23 protein-coding genes are annotated in these 26140 nt (G+C 68.5%); 15 read left to right on the top strand and 8 right to left on the bottom strand.

What is annotated here, in order from left to right:
• The 7 genes from H293_RS0132720 to H293_RS58570 all read left to right on the top strand — a co-directional run bounded on the left by H293_RS0132720 (window position 1) and on the right by H293_RS58570 (window position 6365).
• Window positions 1–1161, top strand: a complete 1161-nt coding sequence (locus tag H293_RS0132720) for a CaiB/BaiF CoA transferase family protein (RefSeq protein ID WP_020122042.1) — start codon at window positions 1–3, stop codon at window positions 1159–1161.
• Window positions 1154–2368, top strand: a complete 1215-nt coding sequence (locus H293_RS0132715; RefSeq protein WP_020122041.1) for an acetyl-CoA C-acetyltransferase — start codon at window positions 1154–1156, stop codon at window positions 2366–2368. Before H293_RS0132720 ends, H293_RS0132715 begins: the two co-directional genes overlap by 8 nt.
• 59 nt (window positions 2369–2427) lie before the next feature.
• Window positions 2428–3192 (top strand): 3-oxoacyl-ACP reductase FabG, encoded by a 765-nt coding sequence (fabG, locus tag H293_RS0132710; RefSeq protein WP_020122040.1) that lies wholly within the window; start codon window positions 2428–2430, stop codon window positions 3190–3192.
• The gene (locus H293_RS0132705; protein WP_020122039.1) at window positions 3189–3938 is read left to right on the top strand and encodes a fumarylacetoacetate hydrolase family protein; all 750 of its coding nucleotides are present in this window, start codon (window positions 3189–3191) and stop codon (window positions 3936–3938) included. The genes fabG and H293_RS0132705 overlap by 4 nt, the downstream gene beginning before the upstream one ends.
• Before the next feature lie 171 nt (window positions 3939–4109).
• Window positions 4110–5333 carry an acyl-CoA dehydrogenase family protein gene (locus H293_RS0132700; RefSeq protein WP_106968462.1) on the top strand — a complete coding sequence of 408 codons (1224 nt, stop codon included), beginning with the start codon at window positions 4110–4112 and terminating at the stop codon, window positions 5331–5333.
• A gap of 106 nt (window positions 5334–5439) precedes the next feature.
• Window positions 5440–6225: a crotonase/enoyl-CoA hydratase family protein gene (locus H293_RS0132695; RefSeq protein WP_020122037.1), complete on the top strand. Its 786-nt coding sequence runs from the start codon at window positions 5440–5442 to the stop codon at window positions 6223–6225.
• Window positions 6210–6365 carry a hypothetical protein gene (locus tag H293_RS58570; protein WP_020122036.1) on the top strand — a complete coding sequence of 52 codons (156 nt, stop codon included), beginning with the start codon at window positions 6210–6212 and terminating at the stop codon, window positions 6363–6365. Before H293_RS0132695 ends, H293_RS58570 begins: the two co-directional genes overlap by 16 nt.
• Window positions 6366–6443: 78 nt before the next feature.
• Here the strand turns inward: H293_RS58570 and H293_RS0132685 are convergent, their stop codons facing one another.
• From H293_RS0132685 to H293_RS0132645, 8 genes are all read right to left on the bottom strand, one after another.
• On the bottom strand, window positions 6444–7175 hold the full coding sequence (locus H293_RS0132685) for an SDR family oxidoreductase (RefSeq protein ID WP_020122035.1): 732 nt from the start codon (window positions 7173–7175) through the stop codon (window positions 6444–6446).
• A gap of 122 nt (window positions 7176–7297) precedes the next feature.
• Window positions 7298–8224 carry an NAD(P)/FAD-dependent oxidoreductase gene (locus tag H293_RS0132680; RefSeq protein WP_020122034.1) on the bottom strand — a complete coding sequence of 309 codons (927 nt, stop codon included), beginning with the start codon at window positions 8222–8224 and terminating at the stop codon, window positions 7298–7300.
• A complete protein-coding gene (locus H293_RS53865; protein ID WP_020122033.1) occupies window positions 8221–8808 on the bottom strand; it encodes a UGSC family (seleno)protein in 588 nt (195 codons plus the stop codon). The genes H293_RS0132680 and H293_RS53865 overlap by 4 nt, the downstream gene beginning before the upstream one ends.
• Window positions 8809–8862: 54 nt before the next feature.
• Entirely contained in the window at window positions 8863–9927 is a 1065-nt protein-coding gene (locus H293_RS50450; protein ID WP_020122032.1) for a hypothetical protein, read from the bottom strand.
• Between the two features lie 273 nt (window positions 9928–10200).
• On the bottom strand, window positions 10201–11118 hold the full coding sequence (locus H293_RS0132660) for an SDR family NAD(P)-dependent oxidoreductase (protein ID WP_020122031.1): 918 nt from the start codon (window positions 11116–11118) through the stop codon (window positions 10201–10203).
• On the bottom strand, window positions 11115–12434 hold the full coding sequence (locus tag H293_RS0132655) for a hypothetical protein (protein ID WP_020122030.1): 1320 nt from the start codon (window positions 12432–12434) through the stop codon (window positions 11115–11117). Before H293_RS0132655 ends, H293_RS0132660 begins: the two co-directional genes overlap by 4 nt.
• A complete protein-coding gene (locus H293_RS0132650) occupies window positions 12431–13840 on the bottom strand; it encodes an aldehyde dehydrogenase family protein (RefSeq protein WP_020122029.1) in 1410 nt (469 codons plus the stop codon). Before H293_RS0132650 ends, H293_RS0132655 begins: the two co-directional genes overlap by 4 nt.
• Window positions 13837–14667 (bottom strand): beta-keto acid cleavage family enzyme, encoded by an 831-nt coding sequence (locus H293_RS0132645; RefSeq protein ID WP_020122028.1) that lies wholly within the window; start codon window positions 14665–14667, stop codon window positions 13837–13839. The genes H293_RS0132650 and H293_RS0132645 overlap by 4 nt, the downstream gene beginning before the upstream one ends.
• Before the next feature lie 145 nt (window positions 14668–14812).
• Here H293_RS0132645 and H293_RS0132640 point away from each other — a divergent pair, with 145 nt between their 5' ends.
• The 8 genes from H293_RS0132640 (at window position 14813) to H293_RS0132605 (ending at window position 26124) form a co-directional block, all read left to right on the top strand.
• Window positions 14813–16489 carry a hydantoinase B/oxoprolinase family protein gene (locus H293_RS0132640; protein WP_020122027.1) on the top strand — a complete coding sequence of 559 codons (1677 nt, stop codon included), beginning with the start codon at window positions 14813–14815 and terminating at the stop codon, window positions 16487–16489.
• 2 nt (window positions 16490–16491) lie between these two features.
• Complete coding sequence (locus tag H293_RS0132635; RefSeq protein ID WP_020122026.1) at window positions 16492–18525, top strand: hydantoinase/oxoprolinase family protein; 2034 nt, start codon at window positions 16492–16494, stop codon at window positions 18523–18525.
• Window positions 18526–18742: 217 nt separating this feature from the next.
• Window positions 18743–20047, top strand: a complete 1305-nt coding sequence (locus H293_RS0132630; protein WP_020122025.1) for an aspartate aminotransferase family protein — start codon at window positions 18743–18745, stop codon at window positions 20045–20047.
• An 822-nt stretch (window positions 20048–20869) separates the two neighbouring features.
• Window positions 20870–21943: an adenosine deaminase gene (gene add, locus H293_RS50445; protein ID WP_078612731.1), complete on the top strand. Its 1074-nt coding sequence runs from the start codon at window positions 20870–20872 to the stop codon at window positions 21941–21943.
• Window positions 21944–21953: 10 nt separating this feature from the next.
• On the top strand, window positions 21954–23033 hold the full coding sequence (locus H293_RS50440; protein ID WP_020122023.1) for an ABC transporter substrate-binding protein: 1080 nt from the start codon (window positions 21954–21956) through the stop codon (window positions 23031–23033).
• The gene (locus tag H293_RS50435) at window positions 23030–23647 is read left to right on the top strand and encodes a helix-turn-helix domain-containing protein (protein ID WP_020122022.1); all 618 of its coding nucleotides are present in this window, start codon (window positions 23030–23032) and stop codon (window positions 23645–23647) included. The genes H293_RS50440 and H293_RS50435 overlap by 4 nt, the downstream gene beginning before the upstream one ends.
• Before the next feature lie 16 nt (window positions 23648–23663).
• The gene (locus tag H293_RS50430; protein ID WP_033415888.1) at window positions 23664–24488 is read left to right on the top strand and encodes an ABC transporter ATP-binding protein; all 825 of its coding nucleotides are present in this window, start codon (window positions 23664–23666) and stop codon (window positions 24486–24488) included.
• Between the two features lie 109 nt (window positions 24489–24597).
• Window positions 24598–26124: an ABC transporter permease gene (locus H293_RS0132605; protein WP_020122020.1), complete on the top strand. Its 1527-nt coding sequence runs from the start codon at window positions 24598–24600 to the stop codon at window positions 26122–26124.
• Window positions 26125–26140: the final 16 nt, after the last annotated feature.

The raw sequence follows: 26140 nt of genomic DNA, 5'->3' as shown, positions 1-26140 counted from the left end.
ATGTCGGGCGACGGGCCACTGTCGGGGCTGATCGTCGCGGACTTCTCCCGCATCGTGGCGGGTCCCTACTGCACCATGCTGCTCGGCGATCTGGGCGCCGAGGTGATCAAGGTGGAAAGCCCGGCGGGCGACGACACGAGGACCTTCAAGCCGCCCGTACGAGACGACGAGTCGACGTACTACCTGGCCGTCAACCGCAACAAGCGCTCGGTTGCGCTCGACCTCGCCGACCAGGGCGACCTCGTGCTGGCGCGCAGGCTCGCCCACCGGGCCGACGTCTTCGTCCACAACTTCAAGCCCGGGACCACGGAGCGGTACGACCTGGGCTACGAGCAGGTCGCCGCTGTCAACCCGGGCGTCGTCTATTGCGCGATCAGCGGCTTCGGCACTCGTGGGGGCGCCGCCCTGCCCGGCTATGACCTGCTGATCCAGGCGGCCTCGGGGATGATGGCGATGACGGGTGAGGCCGACGGGCCCCCGCTGCGCACGGGTATCTCGGCCATCGATGTGATGACCGGGCTGCATGCGGCGGTCGCGGTCCTGGCAGCCCTCAACCACCGGACCGCCACCGGTCACGGGCAGCTCCTCGAAATCGACCTGCTCTCCAGCGCCCTCTCGTCGATGATCAACCAGTCCTCGGCCTGGGTCGCCGGCGGGGTGGTGCCCCAGCGCATGGGGAACGAGCACCCCAGCCTGTTCCCGTACGGCCCGCTGCCCACAGCCGATCGAGAGCTCATCGTCGTGGCCGGCAACGACCGGCAGTACAGAACCCTGTGTGACGTGCTTGAACGGCCTGACCTCGCGGCCGACCCGCGGTTTGCCTCGGTGAGGCTGCGCAACGACCACCGCGATGAACTGCGCCCCGAGCTGGAAGCCGTGCTGGCCACTCGCGGCGCCGACGAGTGGGCCGAGCTGCTCACCCGCGCCGGTCTGCCGTGCGGTCCGATCAACGACGTACGGCGCGGCGTGGAGATGGCGACCCGGCTGGGCCTCGAACCCGTCGTGGACGTCGAAGGGGTGCCGATGGTGCGCAATCCCGTCACCTACTCCCTGACGCCGCCGCGTTACCGGCACCGCCCGCCCGCCCTGGACAACGCCGGCGAGTCCATCCGGGCCTGGCTGGCCTCCGAGGCATCCGCGAAGGAGCCCATCGGTGCGTGATGCCGTGATCTGCGAGCCCGTGCGCACCGCGGTCGGGCGGTACGGCGGAGCTCTGGCCGGCGTCTCGGCCGGCGAGCTGGCCGCGGCAGTGGTCGCCGAGCTGCTTCGCCGCACGGGTGTGACAGGCGAGGACATCGACGAGGTCGTCCTCGGACAGTGCAACCCCAGCGGGGAGGCGCCGGCGATCGGCCGGGTCAGCGCACTGGACGCCGGGCTGCCGGTGTCCGTCCCCGGGATGCAGCTCGACCGCCGCTGCGGATCGGGGCTGCAGGCGGTCTGCACAGCCGCGATGCAGGTGCAGACGGGAGTCGCGGACGTCGTCATCGCCGGTGGAACCGAGAGTATGAGCGCGGTCGAGCACTACACGAACGGGATCCGGTTCCCTGCGCGCTCCGCATCCGTGGTGCTGCACGACCGACTGGCCCGGGCGCGCACCACGGCCGGCGGCAAGCACCACCCGGTCCCCGGCGGCATGCTCGAGACCGCGGAGAACCTGCGGCGCGAGTACGCCATTTCCCGGAACGACCAGGACGACCTCGCCGTCCGCTCGCATCGCCGCGCGGCGGCGGCCCAGGTCTCCGGCGTCTTCGCCGAGGAGATCGTCCCGATCACCACCAAGGGCCCGCACGGCGAGCAGGTCACGGTCAGTGCCGACGAGCACGTCCGAGCGGACACGACCGCCGCTTCGCTCGCCCGGCTCGCGCCGGTGCTTCGCCGTCAGGACCCGGAGGCGACGGTCACGGCCGGCAACTCCAGTGGCCAGAACGACGGTGCCGCGGCCTGTCTTGTCACCACTCGGGAGATGGCCGAGCGGCTCGGGCTGACACCGTACGCGCGCTTGGTCACCTGGGCGACGGCCGGTGTCGAGCCGGCCCGCATGGGCATAGGGCCGGTGCCGGCGACCGCCCGGGCTCTGAACCGGGCCGGCCTTGCCCTCGCCGACATGGACCTGATCGAGATCAACGAGGCGTTCGCCGCGCAGGTTCTCGCTGTGACGCGGGAGTGGGATTTCGGCGCCGCGGACTGGGACCGGGTCAATGTCCACGGCTCCGGCATCTCGCTGGGCCACCCCGTCGGGGCGACCGGTGCGCGCATCCTCGCCACCATGCTGCGTGAGCTGCGGCGCCGTGAGGGGCGCTATGCCCTGGAGACCATGTGCATCGGCGGTGGGCAGGGGCTCACCGCGATCTTCGAACGGGTCGCCTGAACGGCTGACTCGGACAGGTCGCCCGCTGGGCGATCTCCCTACAGAAAGGACGAGCCCCTGTGTTCGACAACAACAGGAGCCCGGTCGCCATCGTGACCGGAGGTGCCCGAGGGATTGGCCGCGGAGTCGCGACTCGACTGGCGGCCGACGGCTGTGCCGTCGCCGTCCTCGACCTGACCGCGGAGGCGTGCGCCACCACCGTCAAAGAGATCGAGGCCGCCGGCGGGACGGCACTGGCCGTCGGCGCGGATGTCTCGGTGGAGGACGACGTCGCGGCCGCGGTCGATCGCGTGGTCGCGGAACTGGGCGCACCGACGGTGCTGGTCAACAACGCCGGCATCGTCCGCGACAACCTGCTCTTCAAGCTTCAGCCCGATGAGTGGGACGCTGTCATCAACGTGCACCTGCGCGGCGCCTACCTCATGTCACGGGCCACGCAGAAGTACATGGTCGACGCCGGTTGGGGGCGCATCGTGAACCTGTCCAGCACCTCCGCGCTCGGCAACAAGGGCCAAGCCAACTACGCCGCGGCGAAGTCCGGGCTCCAGGGCTTCACCAAAACCCTGGCCATCGAACTCGGCAAGTTCGGTGTCACGGCCAACACCGTGGCGCCCGGGTTCATCGTCACCGAGATGACCCGGGACACCGCCGTTCGGATCGGAATGCCGTACGACGAATACACCGTCATGCGCGCCGCGCAGATCCCCGTCGGCCGGGTGGGACAGCCGGCCGACATCGCCGCGGCGGTGTCTTTCTTCGTCAGCGAGGAGGCCTCGTTCGTCTCCGGGCAGGTGCTCTACGTCGCCGGTGGGCCGAAGGCATGAGAATCGCGCGGATCCGGCTCGGCTCCGGCGACGAGGTCTGGGCCCGCCTCGACGCGGAACACTCCATTGAGCTGCTCGACCTCGAGGACCTCGGGCGGGAGGGGCGCGACCTCGGCCCGGCCGACGCCCTGAACCTCGTCAAGCCGGTCACGGCGACCAGCACCGTGGTCTGCTTGCTCGGCAACTGGAAGGGGCGGGACGGCCGGGACGGCCCGAGCTTCTTCGTGAAGCCGACCAGCTCCCTCATCGGTGACGGTGAGGCGATCGTCCTGCCCAGCATCTGCGGCACCGTGGTCTACGAACCCGAGATCGCGGCCGTGATCGGCAGGACCTGCCACGAGGTCACCCCTCAGGAGGCACGCGCTCACGTCCTCGGCTGGACCTGCGTCAACGACGTGACGGCGACGGACCTCGGGCTGAGCACCAACTTCCCGTTCCTTCCGGGAAAGTCGTTCGACACCTTCGGTGTGCTGGGCCCCGTCGTCGAGACGGAGCTCGATCCGGACGACACGGCTCTTCGTGCCCGCATCAATGGCCGGGCCGTCACCGACACCGTCACCTCCCGGATGAACTGGTCGACCGACGAGGTGGTGAGCTGGGTGAGCCGCTTCATGACCTTGCGGCCCGGCGACCTCATCTGCTTCGGCACGCCACCGGAGATCGAGCCGATCCGGGCAGGGGATGTCGTCGAGGTGGAGGTCGCCGGAATCGGCACCCTGCGGAACCCGGTGGTCGCCGCCGGGTGAGGCGGCCGGCTCAGCCCGGCGGCTGAGCGCACAGCGCCCTGTCACCACGCGGTGATCGGAAGGGCCTGGCGGGTCGCTGCCCGGTGGCGCTCCTGATCCGGCTCGGGCTCGGGCTCGATCGCACAAGAGCAGGTCCGAGAGGCTCGCAATACTCCGGAAGGGGAGACGTCAATGGTGGTGGCGCAGAACCCGACTGAGCCTGGGGCGGCGGCGCTTCTCATGGAGGCACTGGGCGAGCTTCTCGTGCGCGAGGAGTACGCCGCCCGAGTGGTCGAGGCAGACCGTGCCGGACGCATGGCGCTGGACAACGTGGGCGCGTTGCGGGAGCTGGGGATCGTCGGTCTGCCGGCGTCGACGCGGTTCGGGCCGGACGGACCGCCGCTGGAGCTGTCGATCGCCGTCATGGAGTTGCTCGGCCGTCACGACGCCTCGACCGCGGTCGCGGTCAACATGAACTGGGCGGGGGTGCGCACGCTCCGGCAGCTCCCGTCGTTTCCCCGCCGGGACGAGGCGCTCGCCGCGGTGAAGGAAGGGCGGGGAGCGATCTGCGGCGCGTTCTCGAACCCCTCGACCGAGCTCGACTCCAGGAGGGCCAGGCTGTCGTGCAGGCTGGAGCAAGGGGACGTCGTCCTCGACGGCCGTGCCGGTTTCGGGTCGATGAGTGACGCCGCGACACACGCCGTGCTCGGCGGCATCGTCGAGGCAGGCGATACGGCAGACCCCCTCTTCGTGCTGACGCTCGGCCGGATCGGCGAGACCGGCTTGATCAAGCACGACAACTGGAGCGCGATGGGCATGCGGGGGACCGGAAGCAACGACATCGAGTGTCGCGGGCTGCGGATCCCGGTGGAGGAGTGCCTGATCGCACCGGTGAGTGAGTTCAAGAGGAGTCGCACCGCGGACTCGGCCGCGACGGCGTTCGGCATCGCCGCGATCTGGGTCGGGCTCTCTGAGGCGGCGCTGGACTTCACCGTCGATCACGTCCAGCGCAGATACGGCTACATGGCCGAGGGCACCTTCAATGCGTCGACGACGCAGTTCCGCGCCGATGAGGGGTGGGCACAGACCGGCATCGGCAATATGGACCATTGGCTGGGCACGGGGCGCGACCTGCTCCACGCCGTAGCGGCCCGGCTCGACGCGGGGGAGGACGTGCCGGCCCGCGACCTCGTGCGAACCCTGTTCCACCTGCGCCGCATGTCCGAAGAAGTGTCGATGGGCGCCATGAAGGTGTGCGGCGCTCACGGCTACGTCACCGCCCAGAAGCTGGAAAGGATCTTCCGGGACCTGGTGGGCGGCGTCGTCATGGCGTGGAAGACCGACCACCTCCAGCAGACTCTTGGCCTCGGAGCCTTGGGGCGGCCGATCGTCTTCACCGGACCGGCCGGCTCGTGAGGACCACCCCCAGTGGACCCCAGCACCTCAAGGAGAGAGAAGCCGTGACGGGACAAGTCCTTCTCCAACAAGCTGCCGCGGCCCCCCTGTCGATGAGCGCTGACCGATGAGCACAGAAGGCGGCGACGCGGACCCCACGGTCATTCTTGACGTTCGGGGTGACGTCCTGATCGTCTCCATCAACCGCCCCGAGGTACTCAACGCCATCGACCAGTCCACCGCCGAGCTGCTCGCGCATGCCTTCACCCGGCTGGATGAGGACGACACCGTGCGCGTCGGGGTCCTGTCCGGAGGGCCGAAGGCCTTCTCGACCGGTGCTGACCTGCACGCCGTGGCGGCCGGTCAGTCGCCGATGGTGCCGGGGCGGGGCTTCGGCGGTCTCACCGAAAGGCCACCACGCAAACCGCTGATCGCCGCGATCGAGGGGTACGCCCTCGGCGGCGGTTTCGAGATGGCCCTCGCGTGCGACCTCATCGTGGCCTCGCGTACCGCCCAACTCGGGCTGCCGGAGGTCACGCGGGGCCTGATCGCCTCCGCGGGAGGTCTCCTGCGGCTGCCCACCAAGCTTCCCCATTCCGTGGCGATGCGGATGGCTTTGACGGGCGAGCGGCTGACGGGCGAGCGGATGTCGGACCTGCACCTGGTCAGCGAGCTGGTCGACCCCGGATGTGCCCTGGAGTCCGCGGTGGCCCTGGCCGCGCGGATCGCGAAGAACGCGCCTTTGTCGGTCCAGGCGAGCAAACACCTGGTCAACGCGGCAGTCAACGGAATGACCGACGACCTGCTCGGCCTCCAGGCCGAGCTCCAGGCGCGGCTGCTCACCTCACGAGACGTCGCGGAGGGCATCGCGGCCTTCAAGGAGAGACGGCCGCCCCGATGGCAGGGGCGGTGACCGCGCCGCACCTGCGCCACGATCCCGTCGACTGCGTCGGCGGACGCGATCACCCGGGCGCCGTAGGCCCGCTGTCGGAGACCGCCGTCATCTGCGTGCGGCGGGACGACGACAAGGTCGCCTACGTCAACGTCCGCTGAGCACAGACACCGAGAAGGGGCGCCCCAGAGCCGGCCAGAGCCGGGGCGCCCCTTCTGTGCAGAGTCAACGGTGCGTCATCAGCGTGCCACGGTCGGCCGGATGATCAACTCGTTGACGTCCACGTCCGCCGGCTCTCCGATGGCAAAGGCGATCGCGCGGGCGATCGAATCCGGCGAGATGGCGCCGGCCGCCCGGTATTCCTTGATCGCCTGGGCCGCAGTCGGGTCGGTGATGGTTTCGGCGATTTCGGATTCCACCACACCGGGGGAGATGGTCGTCACCCGGATCGACGGGTCGACCTCCAGGCGCAGGCCCTCGGTGATCGCCCACGCCGCGAACTTCGTCGCGCAATACACCGCGCCCGTCGGCACGAGTTCGTGCGCCGCGGTGGACCCCATCGTGACGAAGTGTCCACCACCCTGCCGCTGGAAGTGCGGCAGCGTCGCCGCGATGCCGTGCAGCAGCCCGCGCACATTGACGTCGATCATCTGATCCCACTGATCGACGAGCAGCGCATCCAGCCGGGACATCGGCATCACCCCGGCGTTGTTGACGAGGACGTCCACCCGCCCGTGCTCGGCCACCGCGGCGTCGACGAACGCGGCGACGTCCGCGCGGTCGGTGACGTCGAGGCGCCGCACGTCGATGCTGCCGCCGGCTGCACGGACCCGGTCGGCCAGTCCGGTGAGGCGGTCCTCGCGCCGAGCCCCGGCCACGACGTGATGTCCTTCGGCGGCCAGATGCGCCGCCACTGCCGCACCAATGCCGCTGCTGGCGCCGGTGACAAGGATGATCTTCGAATCGGTCATGGCTCCATTTTTGGTGCCCGCGCTGCGGTGAACCAGGGTGCGTTGCACCCTGGCTGGCGCCACCGCGGTTGCCTGACCAGGCCCTGCCCGCTCCGGGGAAGACTCATCGCATCCGTATACGGCTAGCTCCTGATGAGGCGGCGCGCCGACCCCGCGGCGGCAGCGCCGTCACCGGCCGCGGCGACCGCGTAGCCGACGAAGTCTGACCTGAGCTCACCCACCGCGAGCAGCCCCTCCAGGGAGGTCCTCATGCCGACATCCACACGTACAAAGCCATCCGCGTCGAGATCCACCAGGCCCCGCAGCAGCGACGACCTCGGCTCCAGGCCGGCGTTGACGAAGAGTCCCGCGACGTCGATGCCGGAGATTCCGTCTGTCTCGAGGTCGCGGACCTGGACCGCTCCCAGCGTCCCGTCGGAGTTCGTCAGCGTCTCCACCTGCGCGTGGGACAGCACACGGATCCGGTCGCTCTCGTCGATGGCCGACCTGGTCGCGTCGGAGAGGTCGGGCTCCGCACGGCGAGTGATCAAGGTGACGGCCGATGCGTAGCGGGCGACGACCAGCGCCTCGCGACCGGCGAAGTCGTGGTCTCCGATGACAGCGACAGACTTTTCCTTGAAGAGCGGGCCGTCGCACGTGCCGCAGTAGGAGATGCCACGACCTTCCAGATCGCTTTCACCCTCCACGCCCAGACGTCGGCGGCCGGCTCCCATAGCGGCGACGACTGTCCGAGACCGGATGTCTGTTTCGAGGCCGCGAACGGCGAAACCGGTGCCGTCCTTGGCGATTTCGGTGACGTCGTCGAACACGAACTCGGCACCCGCCGCCAGCGCTTGCGCCTCGACGCGGCTGGCCAGCTCACTGCCGGAGATCGGATCGGACATCCCGGGGAAGTGCACCACCTCCTCGAGGTTGATCAGTTCGCCACCCATCACGATCTCGGTCACCACCACTGTGCGCAGGCCGAAGCCCGCCGCGAACAGACCCGTGGACAGGGCGGCGAGTCCACCGCCGACCACCGCAACGTCGTACTCGTTGGCGTCGCTCATCCGGCCACCTCGCCGATCCCGGCCACGAGCTCCTCGCGGCGTGCTGCTTCCCTGAGTGCGTCGATGCCCAGGATGGTCAGTACTTGCGGCAGGGCTTGCCGGGCGCGCTCCTCGATCTCGTGCTGCTCCAGACTCGACACGGGGTGGGCGACGCGGGCGAAGACATATCCCGGCAGGCCCCGGCGCGCGGCCATGGCGGACGCAGAGGCGAGGAACGGCTCCGTGCAGATGGCGGCGGCCGGGACGCCGCGCGCCTCGAAGTCCGTGGCGACGTGCATCGTCGTCGCCGAGCAGGACCCGCAGTCACCGAGGCCCGTGAGGACGACGTCACAGCGGTCGACCATGTCGTCCAGCTGCGCTGCGGACGGGAGCATCACCCCCTCGGTGACGACCGGGCCGACGAACTCGACGCCAGGGAGTTCAGGCTCGAGAAGCGCCGCGACGGCCTTCAGGAGCTCCGGCGCGTTCCGCTTGGTGTTGGCGAGGAGACCGACCACCAGCTTCTCGGTGCGCGCCGGCCGTGTCGCCGTCCTCACCTCCGCGACCGCATCGTCCGGTACGGGGACCAACGCCTCGACCGCCATCGGGACCTCCTTGCTCCTGGGTTGTTGTCGGTGGTGTCTGCTCGGTGTGCGCCCTCAGGGCACCCGGACCGGCGCGAGGATGAACTCGCCCGGCGGCGTGGCGTAGCACCAGCTGGTGATCACCGAGGAGATGCCGGCGTTGCGGCCCCCGGCCACGATCAACGCGATGTCTCCCGGGTCCCGCGCCCCGTAGCGATAGGTGATGCCACCCTCGGTCCTGTCCCGCACCGGGTCCGGCCGGAACTTGAGTTCGGCTCTGGCCAGGTCGGCGACCGGTCGCCGGAAGTTCTCGTAGAGGAATTGCCTGGCCTCCTGCTTCGACCAGCCGTGCTTGGAGCCGACGATGTCGGCGTGTTCCGGCCCCATGACCACGACCACCGGGCCACCGGGCATCATGGCGCCGAGCCGGGAGAGGGTGTCCGCGATGGTGTACAGGATGCCCTCGGCGCTGCTGCCGGTGCGGTTTTCGATCGGCTCGGGGCCCCGGCCGCTCATCACCATCACGGTGCTGTCCTGCGTGCCGAAGCCGTGCTCGACGTGCAGCGGTTCCCAGGGCGACTGCTCCTCGTTCTCCGCTAGGCAGAAGCCGAGTTTGCCCGGGTGGCCCTGTGTCGCTTGGTCCAGGCTGTCCGGAGTGAAACCGAGGACGTTGCGGAGGATCAGCCGAAGAGCCCGCCCGATGGCCACATTCGCATGGGCGGCGGGGGCGTAGAGGTTGGTTCCGCTGTTCATGCCGAGCGCGTGCCGCACCGGCCCGTTCACGACGGTGAGCTGTGCCCCGCCGCCGGTGCTCGCGTTGGACATGTAGAAGTACGTCCGGTCGCCCGCACCCCATCGTCGGTCTGCCCAGCCCTCGATCGCGGCCACCACGACGGGGAAATGCTCCGCGGCGCAGCCGGCCAGCACGGCGTTGACCGCGGCCAGCCGGACGGTGACGTCACGCCGGTTCTCCTCGACGCTGAGCAGGACCTCGTCAGGCTCCCGGCCCGCCGCGGCGAGGCAGGCGTGCACCCGCTCGGCCGTCGGTACGGTGACGGGCAGCCCGTCGGTCCAGCCGCGCTGGGCGAACGCGTCGCTCAGCGCGGACTCGGATTCGCCGATCACTGTCGCGGCCGTCACCGGGATGCGCCGCCATCGATGGTGATGACCTCGAGTCCCTTGGAACTGAGGGTCTTTCGGTGGACTCCGGCCTTCATGGTCTCTCCTTGAGCGTCGGGGATGACGCGAACCGGTTCATCCGGATGCGCCGCGGGCATCGGTCCCGGGTTTGTCGGCCCCTGGGCGCCCGTAGTCAACACTGGTGCTGGGCAGTCAGCCACGACTGCGTTCCGCTGCGGTGAACCGGTCGCGAACCGCTGCCGAGGACGTTGCCGTAACAGGTTCGCGACCTGCTCAAACCGCCATCCCCCCGCCCATGTCGATCATGGCCCCGTTCATCGCGCTGGCCGCGTCGCTGGCGAGGAAGGCCACCATGTTCGCGACTTCCTCGGGCAGCTCGTAGCGCTGGATGGCGGTCCTACCGCGGGGGTAGAGCGTCTCGGGACGGTCCTCGGTCAGCGGACGGTCCGGGCCCCACATCGAGCCGGCGTTGACCCCGAGGACCTGGATCCCCTGGGGTCCGAGCTCCTTGCCCAGGAACCGGGTGAACTGCCCGAGTCCGGCCTTCAGGGCGCCGTACACGGTGAGCCACGGCATGGCCGAACTTCCCGCCTCGGAGCCGATGTTGATGATCCGGCCCTTGCCCTGGGGCAGCATGTGGTCGAGCACGGCGCGCGTGCAGTACATCGGTCCGGTCAGCGTGCCGCGGACGGACCGGTCGATCTCCTCGCGCCCGAAGGTGACGAAGTCTCCGACGACGACATCAGCCGCGTTGTTGACCAGGATGTCGATGCCGCCCAGCGCCTCGGCGGCCTCGGACATGACGCTCTGTACGCCGTCCCAGTCCATGACGTCGCCGTGGATCGGGATGACCTTGGTGCCCCATTTCTCGGCCGCCGCGGCAGCGACGCCGGCCGCGTCCGGTGCGGACGGGTGCCTGGAGAACCCGCGCTGACGTACCTGCTCCGCGCTCAGGTCGACCACCGCGACGTCCGCGCCCAGCCCGGCCAGCCTGTTCACGCAAGCCTGGCCGAGGTTGATACCCGCGCCACCCGTGACGACCGCACGCCGGCCACGCAGGTCCAGCAGGTCGGTGACCCGCTTCCCGATGCTGTCGAGCGGAATGCGCTTCTCGTCCCACCACACCGTCTGCGATCCGTGGCCGGCGTCGATGTGGTCCTGGAGTACCTGCTGCATGAAGTGCGTGCTCATCGGCGTTCCTCAGTCGTCGCAGAAAAGGTGGTGACGTCCCGCCCCCGGACGAGGGGCCGGAACATCGGGTAGGGCATGGGGTGCTGGTTGGCGCCGAGTTCCGGCGCTCCCCGCCAGCGGTACAGGGACAGGCAGCGACCAGGGCTGCGGTTGGTGATGTGCTCGGTGGTGGGTGTGGTCATCACGAAGCCGACCGCCTCGAAGAAGCGCGATGTCCGCACCAGGTCGGGCAGTGCCGTGTTCATCGCCAGCAGCTCGATCGGCGTGGCGCCGCGCTCGTCGTCGGCGAGCTGGGCACGTGCGTCGATCGAACTGATGGGCCCGGGGAAGCGGGCGTGCCACGCGTTGAACCAGCCGACATAGGGTCTGTCCGGGCTCGCGGCCGGATCGACGGCCTCGAAGGAGAAGCGCTGGGACTGGCTCGAAAGGCGGACGCCGAGGAGCCGGGCCTGCTCCCGCCAGGGGATGCGTGGCTCGACGAGCAGAGGTACGGCGAAGCGGTGCGTATAGGCGGCGGGCTGCTGCGGGACGCGTGGCAGTCCGGCGAGGTAGTCGGCAGGAGCGGTGCCGAGCCGGGCGGGGTAACCGGCCCGGACGTAGGCGTCGGTGGTCCGTGTCCACAGGTCGTCCCAGAGGGCCTTCAAAGGTGGGGTCGCCGACCGTGTGCGGGCCCCGAGCATTAGGCCGTTGTCGCTGGGCTGGAGGTCGTAGGCGACCAGCAGGGAGCCGGGGGTGGGCGGTTCGTTCTCGCGGCCCTCCTCCGGCTGGTCACCGTCGAAGCGCGCCGCGATGGTGCGGCCGTCGTAGGACGTGGCCAGCCGTGACCAGCTGCGCCGGTCATCGAGGTAACGGCCGGTCAGCACATGCTGGTCCTGGCTGGCCACGATGTACTGGTCGAGGGTCAGCATGGTCCGCCCGGCCGCTGCGATCGCCTTCAGCGTGGCCGGCTCGTCGAGGTCGAGCCAGGGCGCTTCGCGGGCAGCCTCGTAGTCGAACCACCCCCAGACGTCGGCAGCGTTGGTGAAGCCGTTGGCCGGGGACTCCGCGTAGGAGTCCATGTCCGGGAACACCGTCCGGAACCGGTCCCTCGTGAGGTGCGAGCTGAGTTCGTGCGGCAGGTACCCGACGGCGCGGCCCTCGCGCCGGAGGTCGAGTAGCTGTGCGTCGTCGTAGGGGCACGGGGTGACCGTGACCGGGACATCCAACAGCCGGCCGCGTTCGGCCCAGATGGCTCGGTGCAAGCGGGTCTGCTGGGCGGCCGACAGCGGCTCTCGGGCTATGGCATCGATGACCGGGGCGGCCGACGGGTCAGTCACGCGCGGCTCCGGTGCAGCACCTTCACCTCGGTGAAGGAGTGCAGCCCCCAATGCCCGTTCTCCACGCCGATGCCGCTCCACTTCGCACCGCCGAAGGGCTGGTCGGGACGGAGGGCGAGGTGGGTGTTGACCCAGGCGGTGCCGCAGTCCAGTTCATCGGCCACGGCCGCCGCGCGGTCGGCGTCGGTGCCCCAGACCGAGCCCGAGAGCCCGAAGTGAGTGCCGTTGGCGCGCTCGACCGCCTCGTCCACGGACCGGTAGGGCAGTACCGGGAGCACCGGCCCGAACTGCTCCTCATCGACGACGGCCATGCCGTGGGCGACCCCTCGCAGGATGGTCGGCTGGTAGAAGAAGCCGGGGCCGTCGACGGCGGCCCCGCCGACGACGGCTTGCCCCCCGCGGCTGACCGCGTCGTCGACCAGCCCGGCCACGCGCGCCAACTGAGGCGCGTTGTTGAGTGGGCCGAGCTGGCTCTCCGGGTCGCTTCCGGCGCCGACCCGTACCGCGTCGGCGATGGAAGCGAGAGCTTCGACCACTTCGTCGTAGCGGTCCTGCGGGGCGTACACCCGCTTGACCGCGGAGCACACCTGCCCGTTGTTGCGGAAGGCCGACCAGAAGAGCCGTTCGGCGACCGCCTCGACATCGACGTCGTCGAGCAGGATCGCCGGGTCGTTGCCGCCTAGCTCCAAGGTGATGCGCTTCAGATCCGGCGCCGCCGCGGCCGCGACGTGTTTGCCGGTGGCCACTGAGCCGGTGAAGGAGATCTTGCGCGGAACGGGATGCTCCGTCATGCGCGCACCAAGGGGGTCGGAGCCGCTCACCACGTTCAGGACGCCGGCCGGCAGTACCTCGGCCAGCACCTGGCCGAGCAGGAGGGTCGCGAGCGGTGTGTAGGGCGAGGGCTTGAGGACCATGGTGTTGCCCGCCCGCAGTGCGGGCGCGATCTTCCATGCCGCCAGACTCAGGGGGAAGTTCCACGGGGTGATCGCGGCGACGACTCCGAGGGGGCGGCGCTGGACACGGATGTGGGCCTTGGCGTCGTCCTGGAGGATTTCGTCGTCGACTTCCAGGCCGGCGAAGTGACGCAGCCACAGTGCCACCGAGCGGACTTCCATCTGGGAGTCGGCGAGTGGCTTTCCCTGCTCGCGGGTCAGCAAGGGGGCGATCGTGTCGGTCGCCGCGAGGACGGCGTCGGCTGCCGCAAGCAGTGACTTTCGCCTGGCGGACTCGTCCTGCCTCCAGGTCCGGTACGCCTCCTGGGCGGACTGCATAGCCTGGTCGAGCTGGTCCTTCGTGCACTCGGGCGCAGTGGCGAACGGTGCGCCGGTGGCGGGGTCGACCACCTCGAATGACCTCGAAGTGGTGACGGCGTCGCCGCCGATGGTCATCGAGACCTGGTCCGTCATCGCGATGGGCCTTCCTGCTGGGGCAGCTGGAGCTGGCGACGTGTGCTGTCGACGTCAGCGATGGTGAGGTCGAGGGCGCGTGCCATATCCGCCGCGCGTGTGACGAGCGGTGTGCTGCCTTGAGCGGGCTCGCCCTTGCGGAGGTAGAGCGTGTCCTCCAGTCCGGCCCGGCAGTTTCCGCCGAGTGCCAGCCCGATCGCCGTCAGCTCCAGGTTGGCCCGGCCTATGGCGATGACCTGCCATGCCGCGTCCTCGGGCAGCCTGCGCACCATCATCATGAGGTTCTCCGCGGTGGCGGCCATGCCGCCGCGGACTCCGAGGACGATGCTGAACTGCAGCGGCTCGGCGAGCAGTCCTTCGTCCCGGAGGCGGAGGCAGGCGTCCAGATGCCCGGTGTCGTAGATCTCGAGTTCCGGTTTGACGCCGAGCTCCTGCATGCGCGCGGCGAGTCGGCGGACGCCGGCGGGTGGATTGAGGAACTCGCCCTCGCCGAAGCTCATGCTGCACGGGTTCAGCGTCGCCATCTCGGGGCGCAGTTCGACGAGTTGTTCCCGCTCCTCGAACGGAACACTCAGTCCCACCCCGGTCGACAGCTGCACCAGGATGGGGCAGCGGTCCCGGATGAGTTCCACGGTGCGGGTCGCGATGGAGAGGTCTGCCGTCGGCTGGTCGTTGCGGTCGCGCAGGTGGAGGTGAGCCACCGTGGCCCCTGCGGCGTAGGCCTCGGCGACCTGGTCGGCGATCTCGTCGGGTTGCGTCGGCAGCCAGGCGTTGTCCTGCTTCGTCGCGATGGGGCCCGTCGGCGCCACGGTGATGATCACGCTCACGCCCGCCTCCTGAGGACTGGAGAAGCCTGAAGATTCCTTGTCACAGACATACGGTATGTGGAGTATGATATCTCGGCAACCGCCAGTCGCCTCTGTCTTCACCGCAACTCGCGAGGCGCCCGGGACCATAAGAGAGCAGGAGCCCGTGGTCGATGCCGTGACCGTCTCGGTCATAACTCACCGATTCGAAGCGATCGTGCAGGAGATGGGCGAGGCGATGCTGCGCACCGCTTACTCGCAGATCCTCAACTCGAGCAGGGACTTCTCCACAGCGATCACGGACCGCGAGTCGCGGCTGGTCGCACAAGCGGAGCACGTTCCCATCCACGTGGGCTCGATGCCCTGGGCGGTCCGCGCCATCACGGACTTCTTCGGCGACTCGATCAACCCCGGGGACGTGTATCTGCTGAACGATCCCTACCACGGTGGCAACCACCTCCCGGACCTCACGACGTTCGTTCCGGTCTTCTTCGAGGACAAGCTGCTCTTCTGGTCGATCAACCGGTCCCACCAGAGCGACATCGGTGGTTCGACGCACGGCGCGTACAACCCGGGCGCGACCGAGATATGGCAGGAGGGGCTACGGATCACTCCCCTCAAGCTGTACGACGCGGGCACGGTCCGTGAGGACGTCATGCAGATGATCGCGACCAATGTGCGCCATGCCGATGATTTCCTGGGTGACCTCCGCGCGATGATCGGCTCGTCCTGGGTGGGAGAGCGGCGCATTCTGCAGCTGCTGGACGAGTACGGAACCGAAACGGTCACCGAGGCCATCGATGCCATCCTCGACAGCGCCGAGCGCCAGACCCGGGCCTGCATCTCGACCTGGACCGACGGTGTCTACTTCGGTGAGGCCGTGCTGGACGACGACGGCCACGGCGCCGAGGACATCCACATCCGGGCCAAGGTCACTGTCTCGGGAGACTCCCTCCATGTCGACCTGAGCGATTCCCACCCCCAGGTCACCGGCTTCATCAACTCGTCGTACCCGAACATGATGTCCGCGGTCCACATGGCCCTGTCCTTCCTCATCGAGCCGCGAACCCCCAAGAACTCGGGGACGTTCCGGCCGCTGACGGTGACGGCCAAGGAGGGCACGGTGGTGTGGGCACGTCCCCCGGCGCCCGTCACGCTGGCCACGAACCACTGCGCCCAGGAGATCGCCGAGTCGGTGATCAAGGCTCTGGTGGGGGCCTGTCCCGACCGTGTGATCGCCGGCTGGGGCCGGCGGTTCCGGATCGCCATCAAGGGCGTCGACCCACGGTCCGGCCGCCAGTTCATCTGGCACCTCTTCCACGCGCGGCCGGGAGGAGGCGCATCCCCGGCGGGAGACGGCTGGGAGACGGCGGGGGAGGGCCAGGCGATGGGCTCCTCCAAGTTCGGCTCGATCGAGGTCGCAGAGGTCCGCTTCCCCCTCTTCTTCGAGCACCACGAGTTCCGGCCCGACTCCTTCGGCGACGGACGGTTCAGGGGAGGCGCCGGCTCGGTGCTGCGGCTCCGCATGGAGACCGAGGAGACGGCGGTGGCGAACACCGCGGGTGACGGGGTCAGACACCCGTCGTACGGGACGTGCGGTGGACGCGACGGCGTCCCGCACCGGTACCGGCTCCTCGCGGGTGAGCACGTGCGAGAGCTGCGGACCAAGGAAGTCGACATCGAGGTCCCGCCCCAATCGGTCTTCCTCGTCGAGTCCGCCGGCGGTGGTGGCTACGGACCTCCGGCGGAGCGCTCTTCCGAAGCCCGGCGGCAAGACATCGAGAACGGCTTCGTCTCGGCGGACGACACCACCGACCGCGCCCTCCTCACGACAGGGACCTGAACATGTACCGGATCGGCATCGACATCGGCGGCACCTTCACCGACCTGGCCGCCGTTGACGGCGACGGCAAGGTGGTGATCGCCAAATCCTCCTCCACCCCGCGGGACCCTTCCGACGGGCTGCTGGAGGGGCTGACCAAGCTCGCCGCCGCGCTGGGCACCACGCGTGAGCAGATGCTGCGGGAGACCGAGCGGATCGTGCACGGCACCACCGTGGCCACCAACGCGCTGTTGGAGGGCAAGGGCGCGAAGGTCGCTCTGCTCACGACCGAGGGTCACCGCGATGTGATCGAGATGCGCGAGGGAATGAAGGAGGACCGCTACAACGTGCGGATGGCGCCGCAGCAGCCGCTGGTGCCACGGGCCCGACGGTACGGGGTCCGTGAGCGGATGCGGGCGGACGGCACGGCGGCGGTTCCCCTCGCAGCACCCTCGCTCGAGGCCGCCGTCGAGGCGGCCGCCGCGTCAGGAGCCGAAGCGATCGCCGTCTGCTACCTCCACTCCTACCGCAACCCCGAGCACGAGCAGGCGACCGCCGCCGCGCTTGCCACTCGGCTTCCGGACACCTACATCTCCCTCTCCAGCGAGGTCCTGCCGCAGATCAAGGAGTACGAGCGGGTCTGGACGACGGTGGTCAACGCCTATGTCGGCCCGGTCCTGGCCGACTACCTGTCCCGGCTCAGCGGCCGCCTCGCCGACGCGGGCTATGCCGGCGAAGTCATGATCATGCACTCGCACGGCGGCGTGGCCACGATCCCGGAGTCGAGCCGGCTCGCCGCGGGGGCCGTCCTGTCCGGGCCCGCCGGAGGCATCGCGGCCGCCCGGCAGGCCGCCAAGCTCGTCGGGACGGGGGAACTGATCACCTTCGACATGGGTGGCACGAGCACCGACATCGCCCTGCTGCAGGACGGCGAGGCGCCGCTGAGCGCGGAGAAGCAGGTCGGTCTCGCGAAGGTCTCGCTGCCGACCCTGGACATCCACACCCTGGGCGCGGGTGGCGGCTCCATCGCCCGGGTCGACAGCGGCATCCTGCACGTCGGTCCGGAGAGCGCCGGCGCTCTGCCCGGTCCGGCGTGCTACGGCCGCGGAGGAACCGAGGCGACCGTCACCGACGCGAACGTCGTTCTCGGACTCCTCGACCCGGCCAGTTTCGCCGGCGGCGACCTTCCCCTGGACCCCGCCGCCGCCGAAGCCGCGGTCGCGGAAGTGGCATACGCGCTGGGCGTGTCCACCGTCGAAGCCGCCGCCGGGATCTCCAAGGTCGTCAACACCACCATGGCCGAGGGCATCAGGATCGTGTCCGTCCGTCGTGGCGTCGACCCACGCGGCTTCACACTGGTCTCGTTCGGGGGAGCAGCGGGCGTGCACGTCACCGAGGTGGCGCGCCTGCTCGACATCAAACGAGTGATCGTCCCCAATGTCGCCTCGGTGCTCTCGGCGTGGGGAATGCTCGCCACCGACCTGCGCTACGAGATGGTGCGCTCCCACATCGGGGATGCCGCGTCCACCTCGGCCGACGGGATGCGCAAGGTGCTGCTCGACATGGAAAGCGAGGGCCGTGCCCGGCTTGACGGGTTCGACGGCCGGATCGAGGTCCAGCGTGCTCTCGACATGCGCTACGGCGAGCAGATCTACGAGATCACCGTCCCCATCAACGACGTGGACGTCGACGCCGACGACTTCATCGACGAGGTCGTGGCGCGGTTCCACAAGCGCCACCAGCAGCTGTACGCCTACAACGCGCCCGGCCAGGAGGTGGTCATCGTGAACGCGCGGACCACCATCGTCGGAAAGCTGCCGGAGCTACGCGCCGAGCCGCTGTCGACCGGCAGCGGTCGCAGCGTGCAAGCGGGCGTGCGGAAGGTCTACCTGGACGGCTGGACCGACGTTCCGGTGCACCGGATGGAGACCGTGGCGCAGGGGGAGCGGGTCACCGGTCCCGCCCTGTTCGAGTCGACCACCACCACGGTGCTGCTGCGTGCCGGAGATTCCGCGGTCGTCAACGAGCACGGCTGGCTCGACATCCGCCTGTCCTAGGGCCTGTCTGACAATTCCCGTCTGCCTCACGACGCCATGCACGCTCCCCCGGAGGGGGCACCCCCAGTCGCCGCACCGGGCGCAGACCCAAGTACGTCCAGTACGAGGGCCTACACCCGGCACGCCGAGAGCACGCACCTGACGCCGCGAGGCCGCCCTCCGGGCGACGACGGGAATTGTCAGACAGGCCCTAGTCCCCGGTCACCAGGAGGAGCCCATGACCACCACCGACGTCGAGGCCGCGCTGCGTGAAGTGCTCGCCGTGACCGAGGAGCGGTACGTCGCGAACAATCCCCGAAGCGAGCGCAGGTTCAGGCAGGCGGGGACGGTGATGCCCGGCGGCAACACACGGACTTCGCTCTATTACTCGCCGTTCCCGGTCACGTTCGTGGCGGGGGAGGGACAGTTCCTCACCGACCTCGACGGGCACCGTTACGTCGACCTGCTCGGTGAGTACTCGGCCGGCCTCTACGGCCACTCCGACCCCGCGGTCCTGGCGGCCGTACGCAAGGTCCTCGACGAAGGGCTGTCGTACGGGGGCCCCAATCAGTACGAGGTGGAGCTGGCGAGGGAGATCACCCAGCGGTTTCCGTCGGTGGAACTGCTGCGTTTCACGAACTCGGGAACCGAGGCGAACCTCTTCGCGATCGGCACCGCCCGCGCGGTGACAGGCCGCAGCAAGGTGCTGGTCTTCGAAAGCGGCTATCACGGGGGCGTGCTGAGTTTTCGCGGGGAGGCCCCCCTCAATGCTCCGTACTCCTACGTCGTCTGCGAGTACAACGACGTGCCCGGGACCCTGGCCGCGATCCGCGAGCACCGTGACGACCTGGCAGCCGTGATCCTCGAGCCGATGCTCGGCGGCGGTGGCGCGGTGCCGGCGACCGCCGAGTTCGTCAGCGCGATCCGCGCGGCGACGACGCGCTACGAGGTGGTGTTCATCCTCGACGAAGTCATGACCTCCCGACTGGCGCCGGGCGGACTTCAGGAGAGGTTCGGCATCGTGCCCGACCTGACCACGTTCGGGAAATACCTCGGTGCGGGGTTCAGCTTCGGCGCGTTCGGCGGCAACCGGCGCCTGATGGAGCGGTTCGACCCGAGCGCGCCCGGCAGCCTGTCGCACCCCGGGACGTTCAACAACAACACGGTCACGATGGCGGCCGGCCTGACGGGACTGCGCGACGTCTTCACGCCCGAGGCCGTCAGAGAGCTGAACGCGCGCGGAGACCGGCTCCGGGATCGGCTGAACTCGCTCTTCTTCGACTTCGACGTGTCCATCCAGGCGACCGGTGTCGGCTCCATCCTGGGACTGCACTTCCAGCGCTCCCCGATCGTCAGCGGTCGCCACATCGACCCAGCACCCGACAAGCGCACCCTGCTGCACCTGGAGCTCATGCTGCGCGGCTTCTACCTCGCCCGGAGGGGCTACCTGGCGCTTCCGCTCCCGGTAACCGACGCCGACCTCGCTTCCTTCGTAGATGCCGTGGGGGAGGTTGTAGCCACCCATCGGCGCGTGTTCCGTTAGGGACTGTGAGCGGGATGGGCCGAGCGGCCGTTGTCACTGTCACCAGTTCCGCACCGGGTGCCAGTGAGGGCCTGCCTGGCCGACAATTGCCCTGGCCGGCGCGGTTAAGTCCTACTTTTGCGGGTGCGTGACAACGGCGGTCGGAATGACCGCCCTCCACCTGCTGCGCCGGCCCCCCGCTCGAGCCGAGAGATGAGCCGAAGGTTGCCCCGAGCCGGGTAGGAACGGGCCGGGCAGCCGTGGAGAACAAACAGCATCGCAAGCGGCGGGGCCCTGGGAGCCGGGTCTTGCCGGTGATGAGCACGGGCCTCCAGGCCACCCCGGCGAAAACGCCCCGGTGGCCTGGAGGCCCTGCGTTTCTTGCGGACGATCAAGGCAAACGTTGGTGTCCTGGGTAGGGTCGGCGCTGCCCTCGCTCTAAAACGTTTCAGCATCAGTTGTGCCGACCGGACAGGGTGACCGTCGTGCTCGCCTGGTGAGCCGGGGACGCGAAGTCCGGGTCCCGCCTGTGGAGTTGGCGCACACCATGCTTTGCGGTCCCTCGGTCTTGCTGGGGTAGTTGAGCCGGGAGGCGTCCACGTTGGTGGTGCAGTGGATGCTGTCTCGTCCCGGTCTCGCGAGCGCGACGAGTTCTCCGGCTCTCCCCGACAGCGAACCTCGGACCGAGTGGCCCGCCGGCCGGCACGTGCTCTCGCCGGAGGCGGGAAGGTCGTAGATCGGGCGGGCGTCGGCGCGGCCGGAGGTATGGAGCTTTTTGAAACGTTCCATTGACAGGAGATTCAGTGTCCCTTAATTTCATCCCCACCCGATGAGGAGAGCGACATGAGCGCAACGCCCAGTCCCACGGAATCACCGACACGGCAGCGTCTGAATCCCGAATACCTCCGCGCGCTACCGAAGGCGGAGGTGCACTGCCATCTCGAAGGGTGCGTGCCCCCGGAGACGGCCCGGCGGCTGGCCGAGCGCCACGGCGTCACCCTGCCCGCGGGGGCACGCGACGGGGGTGACCGGTACCTCTTCCGCAACTTCGACGAGGGGCTGGAGATCTACGTCGCGGTGTCGAACTCGATGCAGACGCGGGACGACTTCAGGGCGGTCACCTTGGAGAGCCTCCTCGTCGGCGCCGAGGGAGGGCTCCGCTACCGGGAGATCGCTTTCAACCCCCAGAACCATCCAGAGCTGACCTATGCCGAGATGATGGACGGGATTCTCGCCGGTGCGCGTGAGGCCCGGGCCGAGGTGGGCGTCGAGTCGCGGGTGATCGTCGCCATCAACCGCGAACTGGGTGGTGCGGCGGCACTCGACCTCGTTCGCGAGGTGCTCGCGCACCCCCTCGATGAGGTGGTGGCGATCGGCCTCGACTCGAACGAGCTGGCAGGGCGGCCGTCCGAGTTCGTGGCCGCCTACGACCTGGCCCGCGAGGCGGGCCTCAAGCTGACGGCGCACGCGGGTGAGCACGGCGACCCCACAGAGATGGTGGAGTGCCTGGACCTTCTCCGGGTGGACCGCATCGACCACGGATACGCCGCGCTGCTCGACCCCGACCTGCTGTCGCGAACCGTTGCGTCGCAGATCCCCTATTCGGCGTGCTGGTTCGTCGACTACCCCGAGCTCGAGGTGGAGGGCCGGCGCCGCGACGTCGCGGCGATGGCCGCGGCAGGGTTGAACATGTGCCTCAACTCCGACGACCCGGCCCTCATCGGGCCGGAGCTGCATGAGTGCTTCATCGATGCGACCGTCCATCTCGAATGGACCATCGAGGATGCCGAGAAGTACGCGCTGGCCGGTCTTGACGCCTGCTTCGCGGACGACGCCACCGTCGACCGGCTTCGCGCCGAGTTCAGTGCCGAGCTCGAGCGCCTGCGTCCGATCGCCTACGGCTCAGACAACGAGTGAGGACAAGACAATGACCGATCAGCTGAATCGTTCCGGCAGCACGCTGTCACGCCGAGGGTTGCTGGGGCTCGGCCTCTCCACCACGGCGGGTTTCGCGCTCGCCGGTTGTGGAGCATCGACGGGCACCGGATCGGGCGCTCGTACGGGCAGCGGCCTGGGCCAGCTCAAGTACGCCTTCTCCTGGGTGTACGACGTGACACAGGCCGGTCCGTACATGGCGGACACGAACGGGTACTACAAAAAAGTCGGCTTCTCGTCGGTCAAGTTTATACCGGGCGGCCCGTCGGCGGTCTCTGTACTCACCCAACTGGCAAACGGAACCGCACAGTTCGGTGTCTCCTCGCCGACGGAAATCGTCGCAGCGAACCAGAACGGCGCATCCTTCCGGGTCATCGGAGCGATGTACCAGAAGACGCCGTCCTGCATCGTGTCGCTGCAGAGCAGCCCCATCACGACGCCGGCGGACTTGAAGGGGAAAACGATCGCTGTTTCCAACGCTGACAAGCCAGCGGTGGATGCGTTTCTTGCCGTCAACGGCCTCAAGTCCTCGGATATGAAAATCGTGCCGTTCCAATACGACCCTGCTCCCTTGGTCGCCGGTCAGGTCGACGGGATCATGGACTACTCGACGAACTCTCCGATCAGTCTCAAGCAGGCCGGACACGACCCAGCCGTAATGATGTTCGCGGACTTCAAGTACGCCACCATCACCCAGACCTATGTCGCTTCGACGGATCAGATCTCCAACAACCGGACCATGCTCAAGGCGGCGCTCCGCGCCGACGTCATGGGCTGGAGGGCGAACATCGCCGATCCGAAGCAGGGAGCGAGTCTGGCTGTGAACAAGTACGGCAAGTCGTTGAAGTACTCGCTCCAGAACCAGCTGGCCTGCAATCAGGCGGAGATCGTCCTCATGAGAACCGCCGACACCGAGAAGAACGGCATCCTGACTGTCTCTGATGCCTTGCAGAAGGAGACAGTGGAGACGCTCGCGCTCACCGGCGTTCACACGACGGTGGACAAGCTGTTCGACATGTCCCTGCTGGCCGAGGTCTACCAGGAGCACCCGGAGCTCAAGAGGTTGTCGTGACCTACCAGAAGGACACCGCCGAGCAGTTCGACGGGACCAGAGGGGCAGCCGAGACCGACGACTTTGCGCGCGATGTCGGAGCGGCGGTGCGTCATCGGCGTCAAGAGCTGGGCCTGTCGAGAAAGGAACTCGCCGCCCAACTGGGAGTATCGGCGTCGTTCATCACACAGCTGGAGCAGGGCCAGTCGTCGATCAGCCTGCCTCGGCTGTACCGCCTCGCCGAGTTATTGGGCACCACACCGAACGGGCTGCTCCCCGTCAGCTCCGCATCGATCTTGATCACCCGTGCCGGAACCGGTCAGGAGATACGAGCGGCCAACCGTGACGATGCCCAGCGACCGCAGCTCCTCACACGAGGTGGTCCCGGGCGGTCACTGAAGGCGCACCGATATCTCATCGAACAGGCGAACCCGCCGCAGGATTGGTTCAAGCACGAGGGCGAGGACTTCGTCTACGTGATCAGCGGGCATCTGCGCGTCGAATTCCTGCGAGGCCGCCCTGTCGATCTCGGCCCCGGCGATGCGTTGAACCATGACGGCGACATCCCCCATCGATGGGGTCTCGGGAGCGAGCAGCCCGCCGAAGTCCTCATCGTCAACAACTTCCACCATTGAGAGCGAGGGAGCCCGGATGCCTGCGCAAACAGATCAAGCAACTACGGAGACGCCCGCTGGAATCGAGCTGCACGAAGTCACGAAGACCTTCGTGGCGAGGCGGCAGCGTGTTGACGCCCTCGGCGGCGTGAGTCTCAGGGTGGACCGAAACCAATTCGTGAGCCTGATCGGTCGATCCGGGTGCGGGAAGTCGACGGTGTTGCGCCTACTCGCCGACCTGGATCGCCCGACCGTCGGCAGCGTGTCGGTCAATGGCCAGAGCCCGTCGGTCGCCCGCAAGAGCGGTCGCCTGGGAGTCGCGTTCCAGGACTCCGCGCTGCTGCCGTGGCGCACCGTCACGGACAACATCCGGCTTCCGCTCGAAGTGGCGGGCAGACGCCCCGATCAAGCGACCATTCAGGAGGTCGTCGAGCTGGTGGGTCTGCGGGGCTTCGAGGAAGCGCGGCCGAACCAGTTGTCCGGTGGTATGCGGCAGCGGGTTTCGATCGCGAGAGCTCTCGCCTTCGAGCCGGACGTCTTGCTGCTCGACGAACCGTTCGGCGCACTCGATGACATGACCCGGCAGCGGATGAACCTCGAACTTCAGCGCATCTGGACGCAGAGGCCTGCCACCACACTGCTCGTCACACACGGGATCTCCGAAGCGATCTTCCTCTCGGACCTGGTCGTGGTGATGACGCCGCGACCCGGCCGCATCCTCCGTACGGTCGAGATCGACCTGCCGCGGCCCCGTGTGCCGGAGATGATGCGGAGCCCAGAGTTCCAGCGTCTCGTCGATGAGCTGAGTGAGCTGCTCTTCGAGGATGACGCGGGCGAGCCGGCCGTCGAGCGGAGCGCCTGAGATGACTGCGACAAAGATGACTCAGGGGCCCCCGATTGTTCCTTCGCATCCGCCATCGGGGCGGCGTATCGCCAACAGGTCCGGGCGCGCAGAGCGCCAGGTCCCGGGTGTGGTCTGGACACTCGGGGGATTCGCGTTCGCCGTCGGGCTCTGGTGGCTGGTCGCGCTCTCCGGTCTCCTTCCTTCTGGCTCGGTGCCCACGCCGCTGAGCGTGGCCGAGAGCCTGACCGGGAATCTCTCCTTCTATCTCTCCAATGCCGCTCCCACCCTGGTCACGGCGCTTGAGGGCTTCGCCATCGCTGCTGCCATCAGCCTCGTGTTCGGTGCGGTCGGATCGCTGACCGGGCTGCTTGAGCGCTCCGTCTCGCGTGTCGCTCTGGCGATCTACTGCCTGCCGCTGCCGGCGCTGCTCCCGTTGATCTCGAGCCTCGGGGGCACTGGCCAGCCCACGAGGATCACGATGGCGGTCCTTTTCTCCTTCTTTCCGATGCTCATCGGGGTGATCGCGGGTCTTCGTGCCACGCCGGCGGACATCGCCGCCATCGTCCATTGCGCGGGCGGCGGGCGGTTGCAGATCCTCCGCAAGGTCGGACTCCGGTCAGCGCTTCCCAACATCGTGGCCGGTATGCGCATCGCCGGTCCGGGAGCGTTCCTGGGAGCGCTGGTGGCCGAGTTCAGCGGTGCCGACAGCGGACTGGGCGTGGTGCTCGTGGTCAGCCAGCAGAAGCTGCAGACCACAGAGACCTGGGGCGTCGCCATCGTCGCCACTGTGATCGGCGGCCTCCTCTACGGGGCGGTCACGGCGATAGGCCGCTGGTTGCACGTGGATCCGGTCGAGTCCCAGACCTCGTTCGGGGCGGTGCCCGGCGCCGGCGCGCTGGGGCGTGTGGCCGAGTTCCTCACGCCTGCCGTCGCGATCATCGTGATCTGGGTCGCGATCATCCAATTCGGGGGCGTGAGTCCCCTCGTGTTCAAATCCCCCCTCGATGTACTGGACTACCTGTTCGGTAATCCGGCTGCCACCGACCACCGCAGTGCGTTGGCCACGGACTGGCTGATCACCATGCGTGACAGCGGCATGATCTTCGGCGTCGGCATGGCTGCGGCGTTCATCGCCGGATGTATTCTCGTGAGTTTTCCCGTCCTGCTGCGTCTGGGTCTTCCACTGCTCCTGGCCTCGCAGTGCGTTCCGCAGATCGCCTTCATCCCGCTGCTGGTCGCCATCTGCGGCCGGGGAACGGCGTTCATCATCGTCACGGGGCTCCTGGTGGTCTTCTTCCCGGCGATGATCGTTATCGTCACGGCGCTGGAGGAACGGTCGCGATCCACCCTCGATGTCGTCAGCGTTTACGGCGGTGGCCGCTGGGCGACCCTTCGGTTCGTCAGGGTGCCCGGATCGGTTCCAGGAATCCTGAACGCTGCCCGGATCAGCATCCCGCTGGCGCTTTTCGGCGCGGTCGTCGCCGAGTGGCTCGTCACCGGGGACGGTATCTCGGAGGCTATGACGACAGCCGCGACGACCTTCGACTACACGCGGCTCTGGGCGGACGTGGTCGTCGTGACCGTGACCGTGATCGTGCTCTATGAGGTCGTCGCCGTCCTCCACGAACGTGCGCGCCGACGGTTCTCGGTCTGACGACCGTCACGTACCC

It is taken from the genome of Streptomyces canus 299MFChir4.1 (assembly GCF_000383615.1).
GTDB classification, from domain to species: domain Bacteria; phylum Actinomycetota; class Actinomycetes; order Streptomycetales; family Streptomycetaceae; genus Streptomyces; species Streptomyces canus_C.
The sequence above is the reverse complement of the archived record's forward strand: the minus strand, read 5'-3'. Positions and strand labels throughout refer to the sequence as shown.